Genomic DNA, 10895 nt, shown 5'->3' on the forward strand with positions numbered 1-10895 from the left:
CGTGGTGGGCGGTGCGCGCTGTTCAACTCTTGAGGACCGCGCCGGCGCCGTCGTACATGCCCTCCTGGAGGAAGGCGTGCTGCGGTACGACCGAGACGTCGCGCAGCTGGCGCTGGAGGGGGCTGTCGTCGGCGACGGCGTCGATGCCGCCGAGCTGGTAGGCGGCCCGGACGACCTCGAAGGCGGTCCTGGCGAGGTGCGCGGAGGCCAGACGCAGCGTGCTCGCCTGATCGGCGGTGGCGGGGTCGCCCGCCCGGACCGTCGCCCACGCCTCCTCCGTGGCCTCGTAGAAGAAGGCGCGTGCGGAACGGAGTTGGGCCTCCGCCCGGCCGACCGCGATGCGGTAGGTGGCGCGTTCGGCGGGTTTGGGAGCGCCGGTCCAGCCGGACCGGCCGCCCTGCGCGATGACGTGGTCGAGGGCGGCGCGGGCGACACCGAGGCCGACGACTGCCAGGACCTGGGAGGCGTAGGGGACGGTCGGGTAGCGGTAGAGGGGTTCGTCGACGGTGGCGGCACTGCCACGGACGAACGTCCACTCCTCGGGTACGACGGCCCCGTCGACGACCAGATCGTGGCTGCCGGTGCCCCGCAGACCGATGACGTCCCAGTTCTCGGCGATCCGCACCCGGTCGGGTCGCAGTACGGCGGTGAGGGGCCGTCCGGCCTCGTCCGAACCGGCCTTGATGCCGACGCCGAGGACGTCCGCGCCCAGGCAGCCGCTGGCGAACCTCCACCGGCCCGAGACCCGGTAGCCGCCCTCGACACGCTCAGCCGGTTGTACGGGGAACAGGCCGCCCGCGAAGGCGACATCGGGTCCGTCGGCGTACAACTCGGCCTGGGTGTCGAGCGGTAGCGCGGCGAGGTAGACCAGGGCGGAGCCGAAGCCGGCGACCCAGCCGGCCGAGCCGTCGACGGCCGATATCCGCTCGATGATACGGAGGAACTCCGCGGGCGGAAGGGCGTCTCCCCCGAAGCGCCGCGGCGCGCTCGCCCGATAGATTCCCGCGTCCTTGAACACGGCGATCACATCGCGCGGAACGTGCCGTCTCTCCTCGAACTCGGCCCGCCGTTCCTCGACCACGGCCAGCACCCGGTCCAGCCGCGACCCCGAGGAATCCGGCGCCTGTGTCATGAGAACAATCCCCTCGCATCGCGCTGCCGGGACGCCGAGTGCGTCACCTGTTCGTCAACACGCGACTCGACCGCGTTCGGTGGAGCCCGATCAAGGGTTCGAGGGTGCAAACACCGCAAGGCACCACATCCGGATTCCCCGGACCCTCGTCCGCTCGGCGGTCTACCGTACAGACATGCCGCGCTGCCCGCCGCGGTCGGACGAGGAGGAATCCCGTGTCATCGCCCTGTGACCCCCAGTACGCTCCCGCCGGCGACGTGGGCGCGGCGCTCATGGTGGTCGACTCCCGGCTCAAAGCGATCCACGACGGCAGGACCGACACCGATCCGGAACAGCAGAAGCTGGTCGCCCAGTACGCCGCGACCTTGGGTCCCAAGGGAGTCGACGCACTGGTGGACGGTGCGTGCACTCTCATCTACATGTTCATGGAGTGGCTGAGGAAGACCCACGAGGACCACGACAAGGACGTCATCGAGTACGTCGTGCCCACCCTCGTGGCCACGATGCGCATGATGCCCAAGACCTTCCGTCCCGAGGTCATCCCCACCATGGCCGGCCTGGTCGTCGCCGCGGGCACCGGCCTGAGCCCCAACCTGTGGCGTGCGCAGTACGGGCGTTGGACCGACGCCGAGATGAATCCCCTGGAGGCCACGGTGGTCCTGGTCGCGGAGCACATCAACCGGATCGCCGACGACCACGACTTCGCCACCCGTCTGATCACCGACGCGCTGGCCAGGGCGGACGAGGACCAGGACTGACGTACGGCAGGTGCACGGGGCCGGCCGTGTCCGTTCAGGTGTGCCAGTGGTAGCGCCGTTCGGGGCGCCCCGTCTGTCCGTAGCGCAGTGTCACCACCGCCTGGCCCGTGACGCTGAGGTATTCGAGGTAGCGGCGTGCGCTGACGCGTGAGATGCCGACCCTGGTCGCGCACTCGGCGGCGGACAGGGTTCCGTCGGCCGTGCGCAGGGCTCGTTGGACGAGTTCCGCGGTCTCCACGCTCATGCCCTTCGGCAGTGTGGGCGTCACCGTCGGCGCCGCCACCCGTCCCAGTGCGCGGTCCACGTCGGCCTGTCCGCTGACCGTGGCGGCACGCAGGTTGCCGCGCCGGGCGCTGTAGCGTTCCAGCCGGTCCTTGAGGTCCTCGGCGTCGAAGGGCTTGAGGAGGTAGTCGACCACTCCCTGGCGTACGGCGCCCCGGACCGCCTCCGCCTCACGTGCGGCGCTGATCACCAGTACGTCGCAGTCCTGGGCCGCTGTCCGCAGCTTCGGGATGACGTCCAGGCCGAACATGTCGGGCAGGTACAGGTCGAGCAGCACCAGGTCGGGCTGGAGTTCGGCGGCGGCGGTGAGCGCCTGTTCCCCGCAGTTCGCCGATCCGACCACGCGGAAGCCGTCGACACCGTCGACGAACCCCCGGTGGATCCGCGCCACCATGAAGTCGTCCTCGACCACCAGGACATCGATCATCGGACTTCCTCCGTCTCCCGGTCGGTGAGCTGACCCACGGACATCTGGGCGGTGAACATGGCGCCGGGGTGGGTGTTGGCCACCGACACCTCTCCCCCTCTGCGGGTGCAGACCAGCCGGGTGAGCGCCAGGCCGATCCCCCGGTCGCCGCCCTGCGCGGCCTTGGTGGTGAAGCCCCGGGAGAACACCTCCTGTGCCAGCTCGGGGGCCACGCCCGGGCCCGAGTCACGCACCACGATCTCCACGCTGGACGCGTCCTGCCGCAGTTCGACCTCCACCCAGGCGTCGCCCGCGTGGTCCGGGGCCGCGGCGGCGTCGAGGGCGTTGTCGACGAGATTGCCGACCACCGTCGCCACGTCCGCGGAGTCCGTCGGCTCCAGCCGGTCCAGGGCCGTGAGTTCGGAGATCCGCAGCTGGACCCTGCGCTCCGCCGCGAGCGCGGACTTCGCCGTGAGCAGCGCGGCGACGGCATGGTCGCGGACCCGGCTGGTGAGGGTCAGGTCGAGCGACTCGCGATGTTTCCGCAGGGCGCGGACATACCGTACGACCTCGTCGTGCTCGCCGATCTGGATGAGCCCGGAGATGGTGTGCAACTGGTTGGAGAACTCGTGGGCCTGCGCGCGCAGCAGTTCGGTGCTGCTGCGGAACGAGCCCAACTCCCGTTCCAGTTGGGCCAGTTCGGTCCGGTCCCGGAGAGTCGTCACCGAGCCCAGTCGACGGCCGTCCTTGGTGACGTCCATCCGGTTCATCACCAGCACCCGGCCCCGGCGTACGACCACCTCGTCGCGCCGCTCACCGCCGTGCTCGGCGCCCTGCTCGCCGCCGGTTCCGGCCAGGACGTCGTACAGCCTGCCCTCGATCCCGAGGTCGGCCAGGCTCATCCCGACGCAGTCCTCGGGGAGGTCGAGCAGTCTGCGGCCGACCTCGTTGACCAGGGTGAGCCGTAGGTGCGGGTCGAGCGAGATCACGCCCTCGGCGATCCCGAACAGCATGGCCTCCCGGTGCTCGGCGAGGCCGGCGATCTCGCGTGGTTCCAGGCCGAAGGTCTGGCGCTTGATCCGGCGGGCCAGCAGCCAGGACCCGGCGACCCCGAGCACGCTCGCGATGCCGAGATAGGCGAGCAGATACGACGAGGCGCCGCTCAGCCGCTGCCAGACCGTCGGTGAGACGCGTCCGATCATGACCGTGCCGAGATGCTCGCCGACGTGCTCCCTGTCCTCGCCGAGCACGGGCACCTGGGCGACCAGCTCGCGGACCCCGTCCACCGGCAGCTCCCCCGACCAGCCGCGTGCCTGCGCGACGCTGGGCCCGTCGACCGGGAGCCGGGTTCCGACCAGGGTGGGGTTGGTGGAGGCGACGATCCTGCCGTGTTCGTCGGCGACCGTGACGGAGGTGACGTTCGACCGGACCAGTGTGGTCTGCAGCAGCGGTGCGAGGGTCTCACCGGGCGCGGGACGGACGAGCTGGGTGCGCAACAGTGGGTTTCCGGCCATCTCCTCGGCGAGGGCGGTGACCCGGCGGCCCTCGACCCGGTCGAACGTCGCCCGCGACTGCGCCAGCGACACCGCGGCGACCGCGAACAGCACCATCACCACGCCCGTGAGCTGCAATACCAGCAGCTCACCGGCGAGCGTGTGACGGCGTGACACAACGACCACTATGAACTCAACCTTCAATGGTCACACAAGGCAGACGGGGTGTCCCCCGAGCCGCACAATCATGGCGCCGGACTCGCCCAAGCGAAAGAGATGAGCCATGAGAACTCGCAGAGCCGCACTTCTCTCAGCTCTTGCCACTGTGTCGATGCTCGCCGTGAGCGCCTGCGGTGCCACCGCGGACAAGGAGGAGTCGGGAAGCGGGAGCACGGGTGACAAGCCCGTCACCGGTCTGCGGATCATGGTGCCCAACACCCCGGGCAGCGGGTACGACGTCACCGCCCGGACCGTCGCCCAGGTGATGCAGGACTCCAAGGTGGCGTCCGGGGCGCAGGTGTACAACCTGCCCGGGGCCGGCGGCACGGTGGGCCTCCAGCGCCTGGTGAACGAGAAGGGCAACGGCAAGCTCGCCATGCAGATGGGGCTGGGGGTCGTCGGTTCCTCGTACACCTCGAAGTCGGCGGCGACGCTCACCGACACCACACCGCTCGCGAAGCTGATCGAGGAGGCCGGCGCGATCGTCGTGTCGAAGGACTCCCCCTACAAGACGATCGACGACCTGGTCACCGCGTGGAAGAAGGACCCCAAGAAGGTCGCGGTGGGCGGCGGTTCGTCGCCGGGCGGCCCGGACCATCTGCTGCCGATGCAGTTGGCGAAGGCGGTCGGCATCGAGCCGAAGGACGTCAACTACGTCTCGTACGACGGTGGTGGTGAGCTGCTGCCCGCCATCCTCGGGAACAAGATCGCCTTCGGTGCGAGTGGGTTCGGCGAGTTCCTCGACCAGATCGAGGCCGGGCAGGTGCGGGTGCTCGCGGTGACCAGCGAGAAGCCGATCGACGCCGTCAAGGACGCCCCCACCCTCAAGGACTCGGGGATCGACCTGGTCTTCACCAACTGGCGCGGGATCGTGGCCCCGCCCGGGATCACCGACGCGCAGACGAAGACGTGGATCGACTCCCTGACCACGATGCACGACTCGACGCAGTGGAAGTCCGAGCTGACCAAGCGCGGCTGGACCGACGCGTTCGTCACCGGTGACGACTTCGGCTCCTTCCTGACGGAGCAGGACAAGTCCGTCGCCGACCTGCTGACCGAGCTCGGTCTGGCATGAGTTCCCAGGTCGACGAACGGAGCGTCGAGGACGCCCGTCCGCCGCAGGGCAAGGACCGCGCGCAGTACGGCATGTGCGCGTTCCTCGTCCTGGTGGGCATCGCCGTGATCGTGGACGGGCTCGGCATCCCGCACATCACCAGCAGCACCGACCCGGTGGGACCGCGCGCGGTGCCCGTGATCCTGGGCGCGCTGCTCCTGCTGGTCGCCGTGGCGTACGCGGTCGACGTGGCCCGGGGCGGCCACGGTGAGCCGGAGGCAGGCGAGGACGTCGACCTGTCGCAGGGCACGGACTGGCGCACGGTACTGCTGCTGATCGGCGCGTTCGTGGTGAACGCGGTGCTGATCGAACGGCTCGGCTGGGTGATCAGCGGCGCGCTGCTGTTCTGGGGAACGGCGTTCGCCCTCGGCAACCGGCACTACGTACGCAATCTGCTGATCGCGGTGACGATGTCGCTCACCACGTTCTACGCCTTCGCGATCGGGCTCGGTGTGAACCTCCCGGCCGGTGTGCTGCAAGGAATCCTCTGATGGACAACCTGAACAACCTGATGCAGGGCTTCGAGGACGTCGTCGCCCCGATGAACCTGCTGCTGGCACTCATCGGCGTCCTGGTCGGCACCGCGGTGGGGGTGCTGCCGGGCATCGGCCCGGCGATGACCGTGGCCCTGCTGCTGCCGATCACCTACGGCATGGAGCCGGTGCAGGCGTTCATCATGTTCGCCGGCATCTTCTACGGCGGGATGTACGGCGGTTCGACGACCTCGATCCTGCTGAACACCCCCGGGGAGTCGTCCTCGGTGGTGACGGCCATCGAGGGCAACAAGATGGCCAAGGCGGGCAGGGCGGCGCAGGCCCTCGCCACCGCCGCGATCGGTTCCTTCGTGGCGGGCACGATCGGCACCCTCCTGCTGGTCCTCGTCACCCCGGTCGTGGTGGACTTCGCGGTCAGCCTGGGCGCGCCGGACTACTTCGCCCTGATGCTGCTGTCCTTCATCGCGGTCACGTCCGTGCTGGGCGCGTCCCGCATCCGGGGGCTGATATCGCTGCTGCTGGGTCTGACGATCGGTCTGGTCGGCATCGACACGGTGTCCGGGCAGCAGCGGCTGACCCTGGGCGTGCCTCAACTGGCCGACGGGATCGACGTGGTGGTGGTCGCCGTCGGTATCTTCGCCGTCGGCGAGGCACTGTGGGTGGCCGCGCATCTGCGGCGCAGGCCCGTCGAGATCATCCCGGTCGGCAGGCCGTGGATGGGCAGGAAGGACTGGAAGCGGTCCTGGAAGCCCTGGCTGCGGGGTACGGCGTTCGGCTTCCCGTTCGGCGCGCTCCCGGCCGGCGGCGCCGAGATACCGACCTTCCTGTCGTACGCGACGGAGAAACGGCTGACCAAGCACCCGGAGGAGTTCGGCAAGGGCGCGATCGAGGGCGTGGCCGGTCCCGAGGCCGCGAACAACGCCTCGGCGGCGGGCACGCTGGTCCCGATGCTGGCCATCGGCCTCCCGACGAACGCGACGGCGGCGGTCATGCTGGCGGCCTTCCAGTCGTACGGCATCCAGCCCGGCCCGCTGCTGTTCGAGCGGGAGGCGAGCCTGGTCTGGGTGCTGATCGCCAGCCTGTTCATCGGCAACCTGATGCTGCTCCTGCTGAATCTGCCGCTCGCGCCGGCCTGGGCGAAACTGCTGCAGATCCCGCGCCCCTATCTCTACGCGGGGATCCTGTTCTTCGCGTCGATGGGCGCGTACGCCGTCAACGCCCAGCCCCTGGACCTGTTCCTGCTGCTGACGCTGGGGCTGCTGGGCTTCGCGATGCGCCGGTTCGGACTGCCGGTGCTGCCCCTGATCATCGGCGCCATCCTCGGCCCCCGGGCCGAACTCCAGGGCCGGCGCTCACTTCAGCTGTCGGGCGGCGAACTGTCGGGGCTGATCGGCGGACCGGTGTCGTACGCGGTGTACGCGGTGATCGTGCTGGTGCTCGGCTGGCCGCTGGTGCGGCGATTCGTCGTACGCCCCCGTACGTCCCCCGCGTGAGCGAAGTGCCTGAGAGTGCCTGAGAGGAAGAGCAGACATGACCGTACTGGTCGGATACGTACCCTCACCCGAGGGTGAGGCCGCGCTACGGGCGGGGATCGACGAGGCCCGGCTGCGCGGCGAGAAGCTGCTGGTGGTGAACACCTCGCGCGGGGACGCCTATGTGGACCCGCGGTTCGCGCAGGAGCCGGATCTGGCGCATGTGCGGGAGGATCTCGCCGCGCTGGGCATCGAGTTCGACATCCGCCAGGTGCTGGGCGGGGGCGATGCCGCCGAGGAGATCGTCGAACTGGCGGAGAAGCTGGACGTGTCCCTCGTGGTGATCGGCCTGCGGCGCCGGAGCGCGGTCGGCAAACTGATCACGGGCTCGGCCGCGCAGCAGATCCTGCTGGGCACCGACTGCCCGGTCCTCGCCGTGAAGGCGGCGGTGTAGCCATGGTGTTCAGGACATTCGGCTGGTCGTTCGCCGTCACGGTGGCCGGCCTGGTCTTCGCCGCGTGGCAGTGGGGCTGGGAGGCGTTCGGGATCGTCCTGATCCTGTCGGTCCTGGAGATCTCGCTGTCCTTCGACAACGCGGTCGTCAACGCCGGAATCCTGAAGAAGATGAACGCCTTCTGGCAGAGGCTCTTCCTCACGGTCGGCATTCTGATCGCGGTGTTCGGTATGCGGCTGGTCTTCCCGGTCGTGATCGTCGCCATCAGCGCGAAGGTGGGTCCCGTCGAGGCGGTCGAACTCGCCATCGACAACCCCGGGCGGTACGAGGACCTCGTCACCGACGCCCACCCGGCGATCGCCGCCTTCGGTGGCATGTTCCTGCTGATGATCTTCCTCGACTTCGTCTTCGAGGACCGCGACATCAAGTGGCTGGGCTGGCTGGAGCGCCCGTTGGCCAGGCTCGGCAGGGTCGACATGCTGTCGGTCTGCGTCGCGCTGATCGTGCTGCTGGTCTCGGCGACGACCGTCGCCACCCACGCGCACATCAGCACGGGCCATGCGGACAAGTCGGCCACGGTGCTGCTCTCCGGAGTCGCCGGTCTGATCACGTACATGGTCGTCGGCGGTCTCTCCGGATACTTCGAGGACAGACTCGAGGACGACGAGGAACACGAACACGAGGAGAACAAGGAGAAGAAAGAGGAGGAGAAGGAAGAGGAGGAAACGGCCAGGGACGAAGGCAGGCCGGTCTCGGTGGCCGCCCTCGCCGGCAAGGCTGCCTTCTTCCTCTTCCTCTACCTCGAAGTCCTGGACGCGTCCTTCTCCTTCGACGGTGTGATCGGCGCCTTCGCCATCACCAACCACATCTTCTGGATGGCGCTCGGCCTGGGCATCGGCGCGATGTACGTCCGCTCCCTCACCGTCTACCTGGTCCGCCAGGGCACCCTCGACGACTACGTCTACCTGGAGCACGGCGCCCACTACGCGATCGGCGCCCTCGCCACGATCCTGCTGATCACCATCCAGTACGAGATCAGCGAGATCATCACCGGCCTGGTCGGCGTCATCCTGATCGCGGCCTCGTTCCTGTCGTCGGTACGCCGTAACCGGGCTGTCGGCAGGGTCCGCGAACACCGAGGAGACAGCTGAATCAGTGCCGTGTTGCGGGCTCTCGTACCCGGTGCGACGGTGGACAAAAGGGCGTTGCCGAGACAACGGCCCGGCAGCGGCAGCTCTGCAGGCGACGGCTCACGCGTCGTCACGCGACCAGACCGCGCCCCCACTCCCTGAAGCCTGGCACCGCGTGCGTCCGCGCGCGTCCACTGACCGGCGGGGAAGCGCACAGAAAGCGGGAAATTCAATGGCGAACGGACCTATGGACAGGCGCGCCTTCGGCGAACAGCCGGACCGGCCCAACGGCTCCCTCGCGGGCCAGGGATCGGAGTACACCGGTCGGTACATCGTCCTGCTCGACCCGAACAACCAGGAGAGCGGACTGAACGCACTGCGTTCCGCCGCCGACATCGCGCCCGTGGAGCGCGTCCGGGGAACCGAGACCACCAACGTCGCCGAACTCCTCGAAAACCCCGGTGTCTCCGTGCACTTCGAACAACTCAGCGCCGCCGTCGTCGAAGTACGACGCGACCGGCGCCACGCACTGGTGACCACGGCCGAGGCCGAGCCCTCGATCATCGCGGCGGAGCCGGAGCGCATGGTCTACGCCTCGGTGATCGGTACGGCCCAGCAGCCGATGACCGAGTTCTTCCCGGCCTACCGCAGTGACGAGGAAGTGGTCGAACGCCACACCAAGGCGGCCATGGCCGCTGCCCAGGGCCCGGCCTGGGACGAGCAGAAGTGGGCCTGGGGCCTCCAGGCGATCCGGGCCAACCTGACCAGGCTGACCGGACGCGGCGTGAAGATCGCCGTACTCGACACCGGTGTGGCCACCAGCCACCCCGACCTGGTCGGGCGCATCGAGGAGACGGCCTCCTTCGTGCTCGGCGAGACCGTCGAGGACGGCCACGGCCACGGCACACACTGCATCGGCACCGCCGCCGGCCCGGCCAGCCCCCAGCAGGGGCCCCGCTACGGCGTGGCGACCGAGGCCCGGATCCTCGCGGCGAAGGTGCTCAGCAACGCGGGCAGCGGAACCGACGGCCAGATCCTGGCGGGCATGGACTGGGCGGTCACGCGCGGCGCGCGGGTGATCTCCATGTCGCTCGGCGCTCGCGTCCGGCCGGGAGAACTCTTCCCCCAGACGTACGAGAAGCTGGCCCAGATCGCGCTCGAACGCGGAACGGTGATCGTCGCCGCCGCGGGCAACGAAAGCGGACGGCCCCAGCGCATCGAACCCGTCGGCCGGCCCGCCAACTGCCCCTCCATCCTCGCGGTGGGCTCGCTGGACAAGTCGCTCACGACGTCGTTCTTCTCCTGCGGCGGCATCAACGGCCAGGGCGGCGAGGTCAACATCGCCGCGCCCGGCAGGGACGTGCACTCGGCCGCGCCCGGCGGCGGGTACGACACGATGTCGGGCACCAGCATGGCCACGCCGCACGTCGCGGGTGTCCTCGCGCTGCTCGCCGAGGCCAACCCCAACGCCACGGCGGCCAGCCTCAAGGCCAGTCTCCTGTCCGGCGCGTTCCCGCTGCCACAGCCCGTCAGGGACGTCGGCGCGGGTCTGCTCCAGGCCCCGTGAGCGAGTCCTCGCGGTCCGCGTCGGTCGGGGTAATCCTCGCGGTCGACCCCGACCGGTTCGCGGAGGTGGCCGAGGCCGCACGACGGTCCGGGCTGGCCGTCACAGGTGAGCAGCCGCTGCTCGGCACGCTGTCCGGAACCATCGCCGAGCACCGGATCCCGGCTCTCGAGGCGGTCGTCGGCGTCGAATCCGTGGACCGCGACCGCGCCGTCCAGCTCCCTCCGCCCGACTCCCCGATCCAGTAGGTCGCAGCGGACGCCCCGGGCCCGAGCCCGGGGCCCGAGCGGGCCTGGGAGAGCAGCAGGGCCGGGTCGGTGAGATGGACGTAGGAGACCTCGGTCTCGGTCAGGGGGCGCCCGGTGGCGCGGTCCTCG

The 10895-nt window shown here is 69.6% G+C and carries 11 protein-coding genes; 8 read left to right on the plus strand and 3 right to left on the minus strand.

Features of this window, described 5'->3' with window-relative positions:
- Window positions 1-22 precede the first annotated feature (22 nt).
- Window positions 23-1132 carry an acyl-CoA dehydrogenase family protein gene (locus ACWDR4_RS06400; protein ID WP_450404613.1) on the minus strand — a complete coding sequence of 370 codons (1110 nt, stop codon included), beginning with the start codon at window positions 1130-1132 and terminating at the stop codon, window positions 23-25.
- 215 nt (window positions 1133-1347) lie between these two features.
- On the opposite strand from ACWDR4_RS06400, the gene ACWDR4_RS06405 reads away from it, so the two are divergent.
- Window positions 1348-1890 carry a hypothetical protein gene (locus tag ACWDR4_RS06405; RefSeq protein ID WP_450404616.1) on the plus strand — a complete coding sequence of 181 codons (543 nt, stop codon included), beginning with the start codon at window positions 1348-1350 and terminating at the stop codon, window positions 1888-1890.
- A gap of 34 nt (window positions 1891-1924) precedes the next feature.
- Here the strand turns inward: ACWDR4_RS06405 and ACWDR4_RS06410 are convergent, their stop codons facing one another.
- The gene (locus ACWDR4_RS06410; RefSeq protein ID WP_450404618.1) at window positions 1925-2599 is read right to left on the minus strand and encodes a response regulator; all 675 of its coding nucleotides are present in this window, start codon (window positions 2597-2599) and stop codon (window positions 1925-1927) included.
- Window positions 2596-4188: an ATP-binding protein gene (locus ACWDR4_RS06415; RefSeq protein ID WP_450404660.1), complete on the minus strand. Its 1593-nt coding sequence runs from the start codon at window positions 4186-4188 to the stop codon at window positions 2596-2598. The genes ACWDR4_RS06410 and ACWDR4_RS06415 overlap by 4 nt, the downstream gene beginning before the upstream one ends.
- A gap of 214 nt (window positions 4189-4402) precedes the next feature.
- Between ACWDR4_RS06415 and ACWDR4_RS06420 the strand changes: the two genes are divergently transcribed.
- The 7 genes from ACWDR4_RS06420 to ACWDR4_RS06450 all read left to right on the plus strand — a co-directional run bounded on the left by ACWDR4_RS06420 (window position 4403) and on the right by ACWDR4_RS06450 (window position 10766).
- Window positions 4403-5365 (plus strand): Bug family tripartite tricarboxylate transporter substrate binding protein, encoded by a 963-nt coding sequence (locus tag ACWDR4_RS06420; RefSeq protein ID WP_450404662.1) that lies wholly within the window; start codon window positions 4403-4405, stop codon window positions 5363-5365.
- Window positions 5362-5895 (plus strand): tripartite tricarboxylate transporter TctB family protein, encoded by a 534-nt coding sequence (locus ACWDR4_RS06425; protein WP_450404621.1) that lies wholly within the window; start codon window positions 5362-5364, stop codon window positions 5893-5895. The genes ACWDR4_RS06420 and ACWDR4_RS06425 overlap by 4 nt, the downstream gene beginning before the upstream one ends.
- Window positions 5895-7391, plus strand: a complete 1497-nt coding sequence (locus ACWDR4_RS06430) for a tripartite tricarboxylate transporter permease (protein ID WP_450404623.1) — start codon at window positions 5895-5897, stop codon at window positions 7389-7391. The genes ACWDR4_RS06425 and ACWDR4_RS06430 overlap by 1 nt, the downstream gene beginning before the upstream one ends.
- Window positions 7392-7428: 37 nt before the next feature.
- On the plus strand, window positions 7429-7824 hold the full coding sequence (locus tag ACWDR4_RS06435) for a universal stress protein (RefSeq protein ID WP_450404625.1): 396 nt from the start codon (window positions 7429-7431) through the stop codon (window positions 7822-7824).
- 2 nt (window positions 7825-7826) lie between these two features.
- The gene (locus ACWDR4_RS06440; RefSeq protein WP_450404628.1) at window positions 7827-8975 is read left to right on the plus strand and encodes a DUF475 domain-containing protein; all 1149 of its coding nucleotides are present in this window, start codon (window positions 7827-7829) and stop codon (window positions 8973-8975) included.
- Between the two features lie 211 nt (window positions 8976-9186).
- On the plus strand, window positions 9187-10521 hold the full coding sequence (locus ACWDR4_RS06445) for a S8 family peptidase (protein ID WP_450404629.1): 1335 nt from the start codon (window positions 9187-9189) through the stop codon (window positions 10519-10521).
- Entirely contained in the window at window positions 10518-10766 is a 249-nt protein-coding gene (locus tag ACWDR4_RS06450) for a hypothetical protein (protein WP_450404631.1), read from the plus strand. The genes ACWDR4_RS06445 and ACWDR4_RS06450 overlap by 4 nt, the downstream gene beginning before the upstream one ends.
- Window positions 10767-10895: the final 129 nt, after the last annotated feature.

The organism is Streptomyces sp. NPDC000878, assembly GCF_053599695.1.